At 50.9% G+C, this 15,729-nt stretch carries 15 protein-coding genes, 2 tRNA genes, 1 pseudogene and 1 other annotated feature; of the genes and pseudogenes, 9 read left to right on the top strand and 9 right to left on the bottom strand.

What is annotated here, in order from left to right; translation table 11 throughout:
• Positions 1 to 47: 47 nt before the first annotated feature.
• From AB1500_03580 to AB1500_03565, 4 genes are all read left to right on the top strand, one after another.
• The gene (locus AB1500_03580) at positions 48 to 704 is read left to right on the top strand and encodes a hypothetical protein (GenBank protein ID MEW6182243.1); all 657 of its coding nucleotides are present in this window, start codon (positions 48 to 50) and stop codon (positions 702 to 704) included.
• A 165-nt stretch (positions 705 to 869) separates the two neighbouring features.
• A complete protein-coding gene (locus AB1500_03575; GenBank protein ID MEW6182242.1) occupies positions 870 to 1,112 on the top strand; it encodes a hypothetical protein in 243 nt (80 codons plus the stop codon).
• A 128-nt stretch (positions 1,113 to 1,240) separates the two neighbouring features.
• Positions 1,241 to 1,315, top strand: a tRNA-Ala gene (locus tag AB1500_03570).
• A 365-nt stretch (positions 1,316 to 1,680) separates the two neighbouring features.
• Positions 1,681 to 2,655 (top strand): DUF3231 family protein, encoded by a 975-nt coding sequence (locus AB1500_03565; protein ID MEW6182241.1) that lies wholly within the window; start codon positions 1,681 to 1,683, stop codon positions 2,653 to 2,655.
• Positions 2,656 to 2,778: 123 nt separating this feature from the next.
• Here the strand turns inward: AB1500_03565 and AB1500_03560 are convergent.
• Positions 2,779 to 2,910, bottom strand: a pseudogene (locus tag AB1500_03560) (hypothetical protein).
• Positions 2,911 to 3,540: 630 nt separating this feature from the next.
• On the opposite strand from AB1500_03560, the gene AB1500_03555 reads away from it, so the two are divergent.
• Positions 3,541 to 3,729 (top strand): hypothetical protein, encoded by a 189-nt coding sequence (locus tag AB1500_03555; protein MEW6182240.1) that lies wholly within the window; start codon positions 3,541 to 3,543, stop codon positions 3,727 to 3,729.
• A gap of 163 nt (positions 3,730 to 3,892) precedes the next feature.
• On the opposite strand, the gene AB1500_03550 is transcribed toward AB1500_03555, so the two are convergent.
• The 3 genes from AB1500_03550 to AB1500_03540 all read right to left on the bottom strand — a co-directional run bounded on the left by AB1500_03550 (position 3,893) and on the right by AB1500_03540 (position 5,705).
• On the bottom strand, positions 3,893 to 4,237 hold the full coding sequence (locus AB1500_03550) for a hypothetical protein (GenBank protein ID MEW6182239.1): 345 nt from the start codon (positions 4,235 to 4,237) through the stop codon (positions 3,893 to 3,895).
• 155 nt (positions 4,238 to 4,392) lie between these two features.
• Positions 4,393 to 4,704: an STAS-like domain-containing protein gene (locus AB1500_03545; protein ID MEW6182238.1), complete on the bottom strand. Its 312-nt coding sequence runs from the start codon at positions 4,702 to 4,704 to the stop codon at positions 4,393 to 4,395.
• 233 nt (positions 4,705 to 4,937) lie between these two features.
• Positions 4,938 to 5,705, bottom strand: a complete 768-nt coding sequence (locus AB1500_03540; protein MEW6182237.1) for a YkgJ family cysteine cluster protein — start codon at positions 5,703 to 5,705, stop codon at positions 4,938 to 4,940.
• 290 nt (positions 5,706 to 5,995) lie between these two features.
• Here AB1500_03540 and AB1500_03535 point away from each other — a divergent pair, with 290 nt between their 5' ends.
• Together AB1500_03535 and AB1500_03530 are read left to right on the top strand one after the other, a co-directional pair.
• Positions 5,996 to 7,156, top strand: coding sequence for a putative sulfate/molybdate transporter (locus AB1500_03535; protein MEW6182236.1), 1,161 nt, complete (start codon positions 5,996 to 5,998; stop codon positions 7,154 to 7,156).
• Positions 7,157 to 7,406: 250 nt separating this feature from the next.
• Complete coding sequence (locus AB1500_03530; protein ID MEW6182235.1) at positions 7,407 to 8,162, top strand: copper amine oxidase N-terminal domain-containing protein; 756 nt, start codon at positions 7,407 to 7,409, stop codon at positions 8,160 to 8,162.
• A gap of 30 nt (positions 8,163 to 8,192) precedes the next feature.
• Here AB1500_03530 and AB1500_03525 read toward each other — a convergent pair whose 3' ends face one another.
• Positions 8,193 to 9,602 carry an ArsB/NhaD family transporter gene (locus AB1500_03525; GenBank protein MEW6182234.1) on the bottom strand — a complete coding sequence of 470 codons (1,410 nt, stop codon included), beginning with the start codon at positions 9,600 to 9,602 and terminating at the stop codon, positions 8,193 to 8,195.
• Positions 9,603 to 9,676: 74 nt separating this feature from the next.
• Positions 9,677 to 9,737 (bottom strand) — a sequence feature (sodium ion sensor (DUF1646 type); this cis-regulatory element may regulate processes involved in with the transportation of sodium ions).
• 294 nt (positions 9,738 to 10,031) lie between these two features.
• Between AB1500_03525 and AB1500_03520 the strand changes: the two genes are divergently transcribed.
• Both AB1500_03520 and AB1500_03515 read left to right on the top strand, forming a co-directional pair.
• On the top strand, positions 10,032 to 10,697 hold the full coding sequence (locus tag AB1500_03520; GenBank protein MEW6182233.1) for a hypothetical protein: 666 nt from the start codon (positions 10,032 to 10,034) through the stop codon (positions 10,695 to 10,697).
• 95 nt (positions 10,698 to 10,792) lie between these two features.
• Positions 10,793 to 11,140, top strand: coding sequence for a LysM peptidoglycan-binding domain-containing protein (locus tag AB1500_03515; protein ID MEW6182232.1), 348 nt, complete (start codon positions 10,793 to 10,795; stop codon positions 11,138 to 11,140).
• A gap of 119 nt (positions 11,141 to 11,259) precedes the next feature.
• Here AB1500_03515 and AB1500_03510 read toward each other — a convergent pair.
• From AB1500_03510 to asnB, 4 genes are all read right to left on the bottom strand, one after another.
• A tRNA-Pro gene (locus AB1500_03510) sits at positions 11,260 to 11,337 on the bottom strand.
• Positions 11,338 to 11,430: 93 nt separating this feature from the next.
• A complete protein-coding gene (locus tag AB1500_03505; protein ID MEW6182231.1) occupies positions 11,431 to 12,123 on the bottom strand; it encodes a YjbE family putative metal transport protein in 693 nt (230 codons plus the stop codon).
• A gap of 365 nt (positions 12,124 to 12,488) precedes the next feature.
• The gene (locus AB1500_03500; protein MEW6182230.1) at positions 12,489 to 13,460 is read right to left on the bottom strand and encodes a hypothetical protein; all 972 of its coding nucleotides are present in this window, start codon (positions 13,458 to 13,460) and stop codon (positions 12,489 to 12,491) included.
• 389 nt (positions 13,461 to 13,849) lie between these two features.
• Positions 13,850 to 15,685, bottom strand: coding sequence for an asparagine synthase (glutamine-hydrolyzing) (gene asnB, locus AB1500_03495; GenBank protein MEW6182229.1), 1,836 nt, complete (start codon positions 15,683 to 15,685; stop codon positions 13,850 to 13,852).
• Positions 15,686 to 15,729: the final 44 nt, after the last annotated feature.

Here is a 15,729-nt window from a genome sequence, read left to right as displayed (position 1 = left end):
TAAGTTTTACCCCAGAGTTCATAATAGATAAAAAAGGGGGTAAAAGGATGTACGGATTTCAGCAGATACAAAGCCATTTGAACCGTCTGCATCAGGATCTTAACAATGTCTGTCAGGTGACCGCGCAGCTCCAGCAGGTCGAGCAGCAGACTCAGTCGCAGCTCGCGCGCATCAGCCAGCAAGAGGGCCAGAACAGTCAGAATCTCCAGCGCGTTTATCAGATTTGCATGAACCTGCAAAACGATGTAAGCGCGGTTTCCGCGGCAACTCAGCAGATTGGCGCCGCAATTCCTTCTTTCGGAACGGGTGTCGGGCAGTTCGCCACAACCGGTTATACCGGTGTCGGTGCGGGTCAACTCGGGGCGGCGGGCTACACCGCCGGGGTGAACACACCTTATACGGGCTTTGCTTCCACCTCGCAGAACCTTCCTTACACCGGCTATAGCTCAAGCGCCGGCATGCCTTACAACACTTTCACTCCGAACATAGCTAATACTCCATACACCGGCTTGACTGCACGAAGCTCGGAGGGACTGCCTCCCACCTTCAACCTGAATTTTACGACACCCGGCGCTACCGCGAGCAACGTACACGGTGGATTATACGCAAACCGTCCGTGGCCGGATTCAGATCGTCCGGGGCAGGCTCAAAACATTGGCATCTCACCTTACGCAGGAGTTTACGGTTTCAGACAGGATACCTAAGATTTCATCAGAATACCGTCTTTAATAAAGACATAAAAGGGCCCTCAAAGGGCCTTTTTATTTATGTTTTTACGGCGCGCCTTAAGAAGCGCCCTTCGACAAAACAAACCCGTTCCCAAAACGAACCATAGGTGGTAATATCAGGCGTAAAGGGGGTGGTATTTAATGGTGAAAGCCCTTCGTGAAGGCGCAACATACTCTCAGCGCGACATCATCGAAATACTGGCTGAATTCTCCTGCTTCAAGGACCGTATTTTCAAGAAATTCCGGGAACTCTCCAAAGAGCTTGAAGGTAAAAACAATGAACATGAGCTATGGGTGAACCTCTATCTAATTGCCAGCGACTATGCCGAAGAAGCGCTGGCCAGACGCCAGCGCCAGGAAGTCACCATTCAGAAGATCTCTTAAACCGGCCTGATTATTCCTCCATTTGATTATCCCGCGGTATAGACCGCGGGTTTTTTATGCTTCATGCGGCCATGTCTCTTTGATGCTTGCTTTTAGCCGTCTCACGTGCTAAAATAGTTTTCGCCAGTGGGCCTGTAGCTCAGGGGGAGAGCGCTTGACTCGCATTCAAGAGGCCGGGGGTTCAATTCCCCCCAGGTCCACCAGATAAAAACCCAGTAACCATCAGTGTTCTGGGGTTTTCTTTTGGTAGCCGCAACTCCCTCACCCCTCCCTACTGTAGCCTAACTCCAAAATACCCACTATTACATATATTGACCTTTGCTACAAACCTTTTTCCTTATGCCAAAAGCATCTTTACCTAAAATTGGATGTTCATAAGGATTAAAAAACGGTTAACCTATAATTATTGAACCCACTCCGTGCTTTCAGCCACCGGACGACTACTGCGATAATTGGTTCAAATAGGGCCTTAATACGCTGATTTACTGCTCCTTGCGTCATTTCGTGAATCCGCTGTCCTTGTATAAATAACCTCCAGCGAAAAGCATAAAAAGGAGTTGGGAATATAATGATTTCAATCTTCAAGCGAAACTCCTCCGGTCGTGACGTTATCGACGTTAGCGAAGGGTACAATATTTGGGTGATTGTCTCCCTAAGGTACTATTACATTGAGACCTTCCAAATAATGAGGAACTTCGTCCACGACCGGGATCTGGCGATTGTGGTTAACAGCTTGGTAGACCTATTTAATGAGCAGAAAATAGTCCTGGAAAGCCAAGCCGCAAAACATGTAGTCAGGTTGCCGGCGAGGCCGTCTGTGGAAGCAAAGACCGCGTCTCGAATGGATGTAATAACAGATTATCTTGTGTATAACCAGGCCTTCCAATTGACCAAGTATGACCTGATCATGCTCGGATACTCGATCCGCACCAGTACCACCAACGACAGCATCCGGGAGAACTTCGAAGCGTTTGCAATCAAGGGGATCGGCTTCCACAATCAACTGCAAAAGTACGGCAAACTGAAAGGTTATCAGGATCCGCCGCCGTCTTTCAAGACGTCTAAACCCGTTGATCGGGAAGAGATATCCCTGGGCGAAGCCTTCCAACTCTGGGATTTCTTAAGCCACAGGTACGACCAGATGCAGCTGACCACGTTATTCCTCTCCTTAAGCCACGATCCCGACTTTGTATTGGTCTTGGAGCAAGGCCTAAAATTACTGCAAAAGCAAATCGCCTTGCTGGAGGGACTTGCCGCCCAACAAGAAATTCTTTTGCCCAAAAGGCCCCCGTTGGGAATGAAGACCAGAATAGACCCCGAAAATCTCACCGACAAGTTCTTGTACAGGATGATCCTGCAGGGAATTCAAGCGGCTATTGACATGCATATGCGGCCCGTTATCGACGCACCGAAAAATGACAAGCTGGCGGAGACCTTCATCAACCTTTTGCTGGAAGAAATAAAAATACATAATAAATTCGTACTTTACGGGAAGGCCAAGGGATGGCTTAACCAGCCGCCTTTAATGGTAATGCCGACGTAGTCTTTCCGGGAAAAGGCTTGAGAGGCTCGGCCTGCCGATGTTAACACCCTCTTAATGAGTTGTCCATCAGGTTCTTGCACGGCACGCTCTGTCTCCAGCGGGAAAGCGCGAGCCATCTCTCGGTTAGTCATTATCGAATTCACAAAGGTTGTACTTATTGATTATGTATATCAGTTTCTCTGCATACTCCGGGTCGGTGGCAAAACCGCAGCGATAAAGACAGTGAGCGGCTTCATGGGCGGTACGGGCCTCCCTTACAGGTTTGTAAAGTCCTGCATCAACATCTTCTCGTAATCCCTTGTCGACTCTTTATAATTTTGATAGCAGCGGAACTTCGCCATGTGCCATACTTCTTTGCCGTTTTCGAACTCCGGATGAGGAATTTCTATGCACCCTGCGGGCCCCTCCCCCTTAATCCCAAACAGGTTGCAGCTGCAGCGCCCCGTCTTTTTCTCGGTCGGAATTGTCTTGCCCCAGCCGCATTACAGCGCTGCCTGAGCGATGATTAAACTCGCGAATATTCCGGTTCGCCTGTGACAATCTTGGGCGGCATGCGCCATTTTCTTAATAAACTCATGAGTGGTTTGCACCGGGTTCACCCCTGTCTTAATTCTTTAAAACTAGAATATTCTGTTTACCGGGTGATTGTGACCGGATGACGGAGGAGTATGCGCTCCTTTATTGTCAAACACCCGGGTGATTTGTCAAGAGAAGATTTATAGTACTTTTCTTAAGTTTGTACTTGTTCGCTGCTTAAAAAGGCGCTCACATCGGCGCGGGTCTGGTTTCCTTCACGTTAAAAGGCAAACTTCAGACAAACCCCCTGCTATTCCCGGCATTATTTACATGGCTTAGCGGGATAATTAAAAAAGGGGAGGTGAAACCATGTCCTTCAGTAATAAGCAATTGGAAAAGCGGGGAGTCGAAGCAGTCGATAGGTACGGCAGCCATTTCAAGTGCAAACACTGTGGCGCAGTATGGTCGCCGAATCTGTTGAGCGGCGGCAGGTACCCGCGTGGTTACTGGAAATGCCCGCACGGCTGCAATGAGAACTGGCATGACAAGGAGGAATAGTTCTGCAATAAAAGGTCGGAGGAATTCACCGCGTTACAAAGCTTTAAAGCCCGAGGGACTGGGGCGCCCTCCGGCCTAGATGTAAAATCCCGCCGGTTGGGATTCCGGCGGGTTTGTCTTCAGTTCACACAAAAGTCCTTTCTTTAATTAAAAGAAATAGATATTATTTACGGCCGTTCAACAACCCCCGCAAGGCGTTCATCCCGCGTTCGAAACCTGTCGCCCTGGAATCTTCCTGAGCGGGCACCGTGCTTTGGTGTCGCTTTTCCTTCTCGAAGTACGCCATGCCGGAAGGGGTTAATGTTATGCCTAGGGGCTTATCGTGCCCGGGTAGAAAATTAACCAGACCGTCCCTTTTAAGGTGGTTCAGCGTGAACTGCATGATCCGCGGTTCCATGTCCGGCAACGCCCTGCGCAGGTCGTAAAAATCTTTATAATAATGCCGGCCGTGTTTGGTATAGTAGTCACGTAAAAACCCCATAATGGCATCTTTTGTCTGGCTATGCATTTACACCACCCAGGAATAGTTTACCACCTTCTGCTTTTTTAAACAATACTTATAACGTATTTTACCTTTTCAGGCATTTCAATTTATGCCGTATTTTATAATGAAAAGCCGGATATGATACCGGCCTTTATAAATACTATGGCGACTGAGTCGAATTATATGCCAATTCCCGTCTTTTTGCCCATTTCTTCGTAATGAAGTGGATGCACGGCGTGCTGGATGACGGTCCTTACCTCGTCGTTAGCGTTCGAAAATTTAACGCAAGACTTAAACCCGGTTTCCGGAACATACAGATTCAGTTTAGCAAAGGCTTCGATACAAAATCCGGGGGACGCCGTCATGACGTCCTTTAAATCCACTTCCACGCGGCGACCTTTCTTCAACTCATCCGATAGTAGAAACCTTATTTCCTGTCCGAGTCTCCGGCTGTTTAGGTGATTCCCCCACTTACCGAGCGATAATTTCATTGCCTGCCTCCTTTTACCATTACATTGGAACCGCATGTTCGAAGTGAAACACGCAGGCTCTTTTAAAATTATCGGCAGCTTGGTCCTGGATATTAACACCATATGTCATTAAAACTGTAATGATTCGATTATTTTTGTATTCAACAACTCCGGTTACAATTCACCGGGCAGTTGCCTTTTCGAACGCAACCTTCCAACGATGGGCGGTTTTTTGTTCAAAGATATCTTGCGAATTATTCAGGGGCTTTAATGGCGGTGGTAATGTATGATTTCATTTGGGGAGGACAGTCCTTTGCTAAGCAAGAGGACGGTTTAATTCTTATCCCGCGGCATTTTACGATCTCAATCAATGAACGCCCGAAAACAAAGCGTTCTAAATCCTCGGGCAGTCCCAGTTCAGAAGCGGCGAAGAAGCGTATAGCCAGGTCCCTGCTGATTAAATGGGTAAGCTTTTCCGTTGACTCCCGTTTGGCTGTTCCGGATTTTAAGCCGTGAATCAACCTCTCGATCTCCCCGATGGAACACTCCCGTTCGTGTATCTCGATGATCTCCATTACGGGGTCGTCATGGTCGATAATGTCAGCGCGCGTAATTGTGTCCTTACCGATAACGGATATTATCTCCGCGGTGTCCCAGCATTTCAGAAGGCGGCATTCCAGAAATCGGCTTTCGTATATTAGACAGGTAGAGTTCTTTTCGTCGTATAGACAGCAGGACCAGCCATCCCCTTTTCCGCGCACCTTGACCATTTCTTTCTCCACCGGTTTTATTGCCTCGATGGTGGGATCGAACGCCAATTCATCCTTCCTGATGGTGATTAAGTGCCGGTAGCTCGCGTGTCCGGCGAGAAGTATCGCCCTGTCTTCGTGATGGAGGATCGGACCGCCCTTCAGGCAGCAGGCGCCGCACCGTATGCAGTTGTCCCTTTCCGTTTTGCGCGCCATTTCCGCCTCGCCGTAGGATGGTATACTCTCCCCAAGTACTCCTCCGGCTGCCGCCATTCCGCGGTCTTTTTAAGATTTCCACGTTTTTTGATGGATAACGGTTCTTATTCGCGAAAACCAATCAATCTCCTGCTCAACGCCTTTTCGTCTTTCGCCCGGTTTCCGTCTTCCCGCCGTTACCCGTCGCGCAGGCGCGGAAGCGATCATGTTACCTCCCGCTATTATGGAAATTATTCTTCATATTTCGCAACTCCGTAATGAAAGTTTTTCTTTTATTCGAGCCCGGCTTATGCTAAATTTATAGAAGGGTATATGCGTCGTGCATATAGCCGTTGGGAGGTGAATACGTGACGCCGGCAAAACCTCAGTCACAGGAACCGACGCTCCCGCTGCGAAACCGCTTCGATCGCTCCGAGTGGGCCGGCGCCTTCGGCGACCTCGGTACCCTTATTCCGTTCGTCATCGGATATATTACCGTTATGCATCTCAATCCTCTCGGCATCCTTTTCATGTTCGGCATACTGCTTATCGCCTGCGGCGCTTACTACAAAACACCCATCCCCGTACAGCCGATGAAGGCCATCGGCGCCGCGGCAATCACTTCCGGGGTGGTAACTCAGGGGATGGTTTGCGGCGCGGGACTTTTCACGGGCCTTTTCTGGCTGACCATGGGCCTGACAAACACCATCAACCTGGTGTCAAAAGTAGCGACAAAGCCGATAATCCGCGGGATCGTCCTGGGTCTGGGATTTCTTTTTATACGCGACGGCATCAGAATGATGAGTACCGGTTGGGTTATCGCGTTATTTGCCTTGCTGGTCACATTCCTCATGCTTGGGAACAAAAAAATACCGGCGATGTTCGCCCTTCTTTTGATCGGTGTAATTGTCGCCTTTTATAAAGATCCCGGTCTTTTCTCGCGCCTTGCGGCGGTTAATGTGGGTTTCAAACTGCCGCTCTTCGCTCTTGGCGACATGACCTGGAATGAGTTCCTTAAAGGAGCGCTTATCCTTGGGATACCGCAGATTCCGCTTACCCTTGGCAACGCTGTCATCGCCATCACCGCCGAGAACAACCGCCTCTTCCCCAACCACCCGGTATCGGAAAAGAAGATCGCCGTTTCACAGGGCATTATGAACCTGATTTCCCCCATCGGCGGCGGAATTCCGATGTGTCACGGCGCCGGCGGCATGGCCGGCCACGTGCGTTTCGGCGCGCGCACCGGCGGGGCCACCGTTATCCTCGGGTGTCTTTTGCTTATGACCGCACTCTTCTTCAGCGATTCCGTCCTGTTGATTTTTAAAATGTTTCCGGAGAACATCCTTGGTGTAATCCTCTTTTTCGCTGGTCTTGAACTGGCTGTTTCGGCCCGTGATGTTCCGCGCGAAAAAAACGATTTCTACGTCTTCCTGGTCACCGCCGGTTTTGCCGTCTGGAACATGGGAGCTGGTTTTTTGGCCGGCGTAATTCTTGAACAGTTGACGAGGCGAAACATAGTTAAGATGTAGGGATAAGTAATATTAAAATGAAATCATTTTTGCATTCCGATACCCTCTTCAGGGCGCGCCCGGAGGCCGCCCTGCCGTTTTCATCCAATGCCGTTATAGCGACCGGACTAATATCCCGTTACAATAAAAGTGCCGGTAGTGTTATATGTTTGAATCATCGCGAAGCTTTAAGGGAGCGATTGTTCAGGTTGGGTTTAGCTCGCAAGCGTTTAAGAAATCCGACTTTGCAGCATTCAAAGGAGGTGCCGCCGTGCATAAGAAACTCTTCCTTCTTGCGGTCCTGGCCTTTGTATTTTTGATTTCTTCCACCTCCTGTGCTTCGGGCAACCTGTCCGGTGAGGTTGTTTTCCGGGTCGGCAACAACACGTACACCATCAACGACGAAACCACAACCATGGACGCCGTACCCTTTATAGAGAACAGCCGGACGTTTATTCCGGTGCGTTATCTCGCCATTTGTCTGAGCGTTCCGGAAAGCAATATTTTGTGGAGCTCATCCGCACGTACTGTTACCTTGAAAACAGATACTGTAACCATGGAAATGGCGGTAGGCGGCCATATATTTTACGTCAACGACGCAGCCTGTGAAATGGACGTCACGCCGTTAATTATAAACGGACGCACTTACCTTCCGGCAAGATACGTCGCCGAGCCGTTCGGATACATGGTCCGCTGGGACGCTGCGGCACGTTCCGTTTCTATCGTTCCCGAAGGAGCGGATACGGAGCCCGCCGCCAATGAGGCCGAAAAGATTGTGGAGCAGGTCAAAACCGACCTTGCCGACAACAAAGAAGTATCCGTATCAACCATCGGTGTCAAGGAAATAACCCAGGTTGAATGGCCCGACACCAGCCTTGGCTGTCCGGAACCGGGCCTTATGTACGCCCAGGTTATAACGCCGGGTTATAAAATAATCCTCAGTGACGGAAGTACGGATTATGAATACCATGCGGGTAACGGCGGCAATCTCATTTTTTGCAGTTCTTTTGGGGTGGCTTTAAAATAATTTCAGTAGACCTTTGGGACCTATAATGTCTCAAGCGATCGCGCCGTCGGAAGCCGCCTTATTCTCATCGGGCATTGACCTGTACTTTGAAAAAACACTTAAAGCAATTTGGAGAACGATACCAAGGCCGAGTGTAGAAACTAATACGACCGTTCTGTTAAAGTAGAACCACAAAACGAGGTAAACCGTCGATAGGACGATAGACATTAACATCAATGGAAATGCCACCTTCATAAACCCGATAAAGCTGATGGAGTAGCCTCTTTTCTCGGCCATGGCGATTACGATGACGTTGGCCGATGCCCCGATAATGGTTCCATTGCCCCCAAGACAGGCGCCCAGCGACAGTGCCCACCAGAGGAAATTAAGGTCGGCGATGCCGCCCAGCCGCCCCATGTCCTGGATAAGCGGAATCATGGTCGCGACAAACGGTATGTTGTCCACGAAAGCGGAGGCGATAGCCGATATCCACAGGGTTAACATGCCCGAAGCGATCATGTTGCCGTGCGTCACCTCCAGAGACCACCCGGCGACAGCTTCGATTACTCCGACTTTATCTAAAGCTCCAACCGTAACAAAGAGACCGATGAAGAAAAATATCACGGACCATTCAACCGCGTTTATGGAATCGGTCACGTCTTCCCTCGTGATAAGCAGCAGCAAACTCATTCCGGATAGGGCGATAACCGACGACTCCAAATGAACGTACTGGTGCAAGAAGAACCCGAGCACCGTTAAAAAGAGCACTATAAGGCACTTTCGCAGCAGTTCGGGGTCTTTAATCTCCTGGTTTTCGTCGAGTTCCATTATCCTTTCCTGGAGTTCCTGACGTGTTGACAGTTCCCGCCGGAAAATCAACCGTATTATGAAAATGGTAATGATATAAGTCACCAGCAAAACCGGGGTAAGGTTAATAAGGAAATCCATGAATCCCAAACCGGTTGCGCCGCCGATCATTATGTTTGGCGGGTCGCCGATAAGCGTGGCGGCGCCGCCGATATTCGAAGCCACTATTTCGCTGATGAGAAACGGTACCGGATTGAGCTCCAGCCGCCTTGCGATGGAAAACGTAGCCGGAACGATCAACAGCACCGTGGTTACATTGTCGAGGAAGGCCGATAAAACCGCCGTTACCAACGCAAGCGCCGCGATGATTATAAACGGCTTACCCCGCGATAACTTTGCCGCTTTCACCGCCGTGTACTGAAAGATTCCGGTTTTTCTGGTGACGCCGACGATAACCATCATGCCCACCAGGAGGCCGATCGTGTTAAAATCTATCGCTTCCACCGCATTCCGCACGTTCATCACGCCGATCAGCACGAGGAACGCCGCCGCCGTAAAGGCTGCCACCGTCCGATGAATCTTTTCCGAGACTATTAACGCGTATGTAACCAAAAACACCGCGACGGCCGTAATTACCTGATAGTGTTCCAGCAAAGCCTCCTCCTTTATTTACCGGCAAAAACGATTGCGATCTTCTTAAAAAAAATGAAAATGGAAAGCCTGTAGACGACTTCCCACCCCAGAAGCCTGACATCCTTGAAACGGGCCGACCATGTCACCCGCCCAACGCGCAGAGCAAAATATTTTTCCTGCTAAAACTTAACACAAACCATAAGGAAAGTCAACATCCGCAGCACCGCTGCGCGCCGCATCCTTGCACCGCAACAAACAAACCGTCCGGCGAATATAACGGATGATGCTTTAATTATTTTTCAATACACGCTTTTTTATGGTTTGCCCATGACAGAGATGATCGGAGCTTATGGTCGCGCTCAACAAAATAAGTACTATTCTCAGGCAGGGAAAACGGCTTCCGTAATCAAATTATATGCTGCGTATATCGAAAAAACGGAGGAGTCAGCATTGGGTAAATACGGAAACAGCCGGGAACAGCCCGCGCATGGCCGTAAGTATGAACTGTATGTTACCGTCGGAGCGGTAGCTGTTGTTCTTGTTGCGGCAATTTGGCTGGCTGTATCGACACACCGGCCTGAAGTGGCGGGCGACAGTCGGGAAACCGGTTCATCAAGCGGCATAAACTCGCAGATCAATCATTTAAAGCAGGAGATAAACGATTTGCAGTCGATTCTTAGCAGTCAACCCGCCGACAAAGAATCGCTTGTTACGTTGGCGAATAACCAGTACGACCTTGGATCAATCTATCTTTTTGATTTGCAGCAAAAGGAAGAGGGAACCGAATGGTTTAACCGCGCGGTGGAAAGCTATCAGAAGGTTCTTGACCTGGACCCTGAAAACATCGCCGCCAGGGTAGACATGGCCACGGCAGCCTTTTATGCCGGGAGAGAAGCGCTGGCGAAAAGCAGTTTTGAACAGGCTGTATCTCAGGCTCCGACTTACGCAAACGCCCGTATCAATTACGGCGTCTTCTTGGCTGACGCAAAAGAAGACTACAAGGGAGCCATCGCCCAGTGGGAACGCGTGCTGGAGATGAATGTGGACCAGGACACCATTAATCACGTGCAAAGCCTTATAAAAGAGGCCGAAGACATTATGGCAAGTCAGGAGTAATGGATCAACTTACATAACACCGCCGTTAACCATTTTCGTTAAACAATCATAAGGTATATCACCATATAATACCGTTAATTCGGGAAGTGAACGCCATGAGCCGGCGGATTGATTTTACCCGCCATTACTCGGTAAAACCCGGTGATACCTTATGGAAGATAGCGAGAGAAAATAAAACGACGGTTGATACCTTGTTGAGGTTTAATCCAGGGATAGACCTTTACAACCTTCAGGCGGGCCGGTTGATATGCCTGCCTCCCGTAGCTCCTGTGAGGCAGAATTCCGCCTGCGCATCCGGCATTTACTGGACGGTGGCGCCCGGCGAAACGTTCTGGGCCGTATCCCAGGCCACCGGGGTGCCTCTGGACACTTTACTGGCGCTCAATCCGTTCGTTGACCCCGAAAACATGCCTGTAGGGACCAACCTTTGCCTGCCGTCATGAAAAAATAGATAATACAAACTAACCGCCAAAACGCCGAGCACGCCAAAAGTATATTCTTAAACAAGCATAGTTTCCTGGTAAATAATAAAACCCGCGAAAAAATCGCGGGTTTTAACAACTGGTCGGAGCGACTGGACTTGAACCAGCGGCCTCTACCACCCCAAGGTAGCGCTCTAGCCAAGCTGAGCTACGCCCCGTATATGCTCATTAATTATACCCGAAAACAGGTCTTCGGGTCAACATGAACTGACCTGCCGTAACCTCTGTTCACTCCGTACGTCCCGTTCAAATTAACGCCACGCGTCGCCCCAGCGTTTGACGCGTCTGGCTCTTCGGCGCGTCAGCAACGCGGCGACCGCAATTACGCCGACCGCGCAACCGATCTCTACGGCGATCTCAACCGCACCCGAGGGATGATAGAACCGCCGTATATATGGATCGGTAATCATCAACTCTCCCCCGATTTTTCCGAGAACAGCCGCCGCCAGGTAAGTAGTGGCCGGAAAACGGTCCATTATCATACAAAGGAAGCTCGATCCGAATACCACGAACGGGATGCTCAGTCCCAGCCCGAAAAGCAAAAGCAGCAGGTTTCCTTTGGCTACTGCGGCTATAGCCAAGATATTGTCCGTACTCATCACCACGTCGGCGATCATTATCAGCCTGACGGCTTCCCACAGACTTCCGGCCTCTCTGCCGTTGGCCTCGCAGTCGATCGCATTGTCCCTCAGCAGTTTTACGGCGATCCAGATGACAAGCGCGCCGCCGATCAGCTTTAAAAACGAGAGCATTATAATCTGAGAAGCGACGAAGGTCAGACTGACCCGCAAGGCTACAGCCGCTCCGGCGCCCAGGGTGATCCCCACAAGCCTCCGCCGCTTCGAAAGTCTGCGTACGGCCATGGCTATGACGCAGGCGTTGTCACCCGCCAGCACCAGGTCGATCAGCACAATCTCCAAAGCTCCCAGGAAAAGCTGTTCCATGCCAGGCCCCTTTTCTGAACGATTTGAATCACTCGGTCATACTCTGTATTAGTTGTTCACTCTAAATATCCTGCTTAGCCGCATAGCCAAGTGAACCTACAACCCCCATAAACCAGCAGGCCCTTCGCCGCGTACCAAATAAAAAGGCGTCTATTCACCAAAAGGGTTATCGGCCACCCGGTTTTTTTATGAAGGAAAATAACCGGAAATAAAGATTAGGAGATAAACTTACCGGACGATTGTATACTTTCGGACAACTCTTCCGAGCAATCGGAAAAAGCAAACGCCGAATCAGCCGAAATTTCGGGGCAATCTCATGCTGCGACGGCATTTCCTTCCGCATCCGGTGCACGATGCTTAGTGGTTCAGACGTCCGCCTCCTCCGCATACTTAAGGATTCTGCTCATCACATCCGTCCGTTTATGCTCAACCGCACGGAAATCCATTGCCGGAATATAGAAGCCCTCCATATAATCGTGCATGAGCTTTGCCTCGTGTATATATCGGGCACCCCGGCCAAGGGCATCGTCGAACCGCCGGCGGGCGTGTGCTATTTCAGCGCCGCATGCGGAATGTATTATCGGATCGCTTAAGCCGTCAAGATTGATTGTCTGCTGGTTTAACCCTTCCGGCGCGGTGAACCGGATTTCGGACACTTCTTTCAAAACAGCGGTTTTAAGCGCCGGTATGAGCAATAAGTCCATCTCCCGCGGGTCGAAGGCGCAATGGAATACTTCGGTGTCAATGCCGCGAATGTTCGCCGTTTCCGCAAGACGGGCGATGAAGGTGCTGCGCCCCGACCCCGGCGAGCCCCGAAGGATTAAAATCCGTTGCACATCCTGCAGCAAGGTTTCGAGATGATGCACCACGCCTTCCGGCGATATCGTCGAGGCGAATAGTCTCCGCGCTCCGGCAACCCTGTTGTGCTGCACGGGCGCACCCCGAAAAATGAGACCCGCCGTCTCGCATAACAGTCGGTTAACCCCCGCGAAATCCATGCTTTCGGTGATATAGCTTTTGAGTTCATCCCTTATCACTCCGGCTTCCCTCAACTGGCTGTATGCTATCCGGAACAACCGGCGCACCCGGCGGTTCGCCTCGAGCACCTCTTTCTTACTGTCGCGCATTTTACTTTCGTCCCAACACTCCCCGAGGTTGACGATTTCATCCACCGCCCCCGGATTCTTCGGGTCCACCACATGCGGCGCGGTTCCGTCGATCAGCGCCACGCGGATACCGGGAATCACCAACCCGTCATAGGAACCGTTATCCGAAGAGCAGCACATGTACTCTATTTCATGCCCGAGGGAAACCATTTCCTCGCCTATTTTTCTCATGAATGTCGACTTTCCGACACCAGGTCCCCCTTTCAGCACAAAAATACGCCTGGCATTAGGTCCAATAACATGATCGTACAATGAATGAAAGCCGCGGCGGGTGTTCCCCCCTGGGAACATCTTTCTGACTTTGCCCTTTACCAATATACCTGCCCCTTTCTCTATAACCTTAAAGCCTTATTGTTCAATAACCCACTTCTCCAGGTCGATTCGACCTGTACCCGGCAGCCTCTCTATCTTTCTCGCTTAAGACTATGCATTTTTAAAACTGATAATTACCGGGATACCGTAAAACCGCCACCGTCTGTCGAATGCCACTTTAAATAAAGAATAGGCGCATTTAAGCGCCCAATGTTTAAGGGTCCTGCCGTCCGGATCCTCGGCGTCTGTCAGCACACTTTAACCCTGTACTCACGCAGCCACATATCCACCTGGATAAGATAGGCCATCATCTGCGGCCCGGTCATCAGTTGCCCGAACCAGGGAATACCACCTTCACCCTCGGCGATTAAACGGACCGCCTCTATGTTAATCAAAGGCAGTATAGGTGAGCCCGGGTCAGACAGGATACGCACGAGCCGTTTTTTGACTGCGGCGGTGTATGCCGGGTTGTGGGTTTTGGGATAAGGGCTTTTACGCCGCCCTAGAACGCTTTCGGGCAGGATGCCTGCAAGGGCCCGCCGCAGAATACCCTTTTCGGTTTGATCGCAAAACTTCATCTCCCACGGAATATTCCACACGTATTCAACCAGACGGTGGTCGCAGTAAGGCACGCGCACCTCAAGGCCGGTGGCCATGCTCATCCGGTCCTTTCGGTCCAGAAGTACGGACATGAAATGAAATATACTCAAATAAGATATCTCACGCAGTCGCGCACAGCGCGGATTCTCGCCCGGCAGTTGCGGGACCTCTGCCAGGGCTTCCCGGTACCTTTCAGACAGATACTCATCCGGACGGAAAAGCGCAAGCATTTCAGGTGAAAATAACCGTGAGCGTTCCTTTATCATGCGTATCCACGGAAAGGTGTTTGAATTGATATCTTCTTCTCTGCGGAACCAGGGGTACCCGCCGAATATCTCGTCTGCGGCCTCACCGGAAAGCCCCACCGTATCCTTCTTCTTAACGGCGCAGGACAAAAGATACAGGGACGAGTCCACATCGGCCATCCCCGGCAGGTCGCGCGCCCGGACCGCGGTGTCCAGAGCATCCGCCAACTCTCGGGTGTTTATTATTACCGCTTGATGATTTGTGCAGAGAAAATCCGCCATTTTTTGCGCCCACGGAGCGTCGGCGTTAGGCTCAAACTGATTGGGACGGAAGAACCGGTCGTTATCAGCGTAATCCACGGAATAGGTTCTCAGCGGTCCTCTTCCCTCCCGCCTGAAAAAATCAGCCGCAAAGGCGGTGACGGCACTGGAGTCCAGCCCGCCCGAAAGAAGTGTGCACACGGGGACGTCCGCCACCAACTGCCTCTCGACGGTATCCTTTAAGAGCCCGTGCACTGTTTCGACGGTGGTGTCGATATCGTCGGTATGAGGCAGGCTTTTCAGTGACCAGTACCGCCGGAGGCGGGTTCCTTCCCTGTCGTGCCGCAGTGAGTATCCCGGCTTAAGTTCGTAAACATTCCGAAAAACTGCCTGCCCGGGCGTCCGTGCCGGGCCCATGACAAAGACCTCCGCCAGGCCTGACGCATCCACCTCCGGTTCAACCGCGGGGTGGGCAAGCAACGCCTTCAACTCGGAGCCGAAGATGAACGCGTCTCCCCTCACGGCATAAAAGAGAGGCTTCACCCCCAGGCGGTCACGCGCCATGAAAAGGCTCTGTTCGGCTTCGTTCCAAACCGCGAAGGCGAAGATCCCGTTGAAGCGTTCCAGACATTCCGGTCCCCATTCCATGAACGCCAAAAGAAGCGCTTCGGTATCGGAATGTCCTTCGAACTTATAACCGCGCGCTTTTAGTTCGCTTTGCAATTCCGGTGTGTTATACAGTTCGCCGTTGTAGGTGAGGACATACGCATAACCGTTGCGGCGGCGGATCATCGGCTGAGCGCCCCCTTCAGGGTCAACCACGACCAAACGCCGGTGAGCTAAGGCGGCCCGTGGTGACAGCCATATCCCCGACGCGTCCGGTCCGCGCCTTGACAGGGTTTCGTTCATGTTATTAACGATCCCGCGTTTTCGCGTAAGATCTTCGTTCCAGTCGACCCATCCGGTAATCCCACACATTAATTATGCTACCTCCCTGATTTTTTGGAACTTTTAATAAACCG

The sequence above is a fragment of the Bacillota bacterium genome (assembly GCA_040755295.1).
Taxonomy (GTDB): Bacteria; Bacillota; Desulfotomaculia; order Desulfotomaculales; family Ammonificaceae; genus SURF-55.
The sequence above is the reverse complement of the archived record's forward strand: the minus strand, read 5'-3'. Positions and strand labels throughout refer to the sequence as shown.

Coding starts and splice junctions, on each gene's coding strand:
- AB1500_03580 (MEW6182243.1), top strand. CDS start 48: ATGTACGGATTTCAGCAGATACAAAGCCATTTGAACCGTCTGCATCAG.
- AB1500_03575 (MEW6182242.1), top strand. CDS start 870: ATGGTGAAAGCCCTTCGTGAAGGCGCAACATACTCTCAGCGCGACATC.
- AB1500_03565 (MEW6182241.1), top strand. CDS start 1,681: ATGATTTCAATCTTCAAGCGAAACTCCTCCGGTCGTGACGTTATCGAC.
- AB1500_03555 (MEW6182240.1), top strand. CDS start 3,541: ATGTCCTTCAGTAATAAGCAATTGGAAAAGCGGGGAGTCGAAGCAGTC.
- AB1500_03550 (MEW6182239.1), bottom strand. CDS start 4,237: ATGCATAGCCAGACAAAAGATGCCATTATGGGGTTTTTACGTGACTAC.
- AB1500_03545 (MEW6182238.1), bottom strand. CDS start 4,704: ATGAAATTATCGCTCGGTAAGTGGGGGAATCACCTAAACAGCCGGAGA.
- AB1500_03540 (MEW6182237.1), bottom strand. CDS start 5,705: ATGGCGGCAGCCGGAGGAGTACTTGGGGAGAGTATACCATCCTACGGC.
- AB1500_03515 (MEW6182232.1), top strand. CDS start 10,793: ATGAGCCGGCGGATTGATTTTACCCGCCATTACTCGGTAAAACCCGGT.
- AB1500_03505 (MEW6182231.1), bottom strand. CDS start 12,123: ATGGAACAGCTTTTCCTGGGAGCTTTGGAGATTGTGCTGATCGACCTG.
- AB1500_03500 (MEW6182230.1), bottom strand. CDS start 13,460: ATGAGAAAAATAGGCGAGGAAATGGTTTCCCTCGGGCATGAAATAGAG.
- asnB (MEW6182229.1), bottom strand. CDS start 15,685: ATGTGTGGGATTACCGGATGGGTCGACTGGAACGAAGATCTTACGCGA.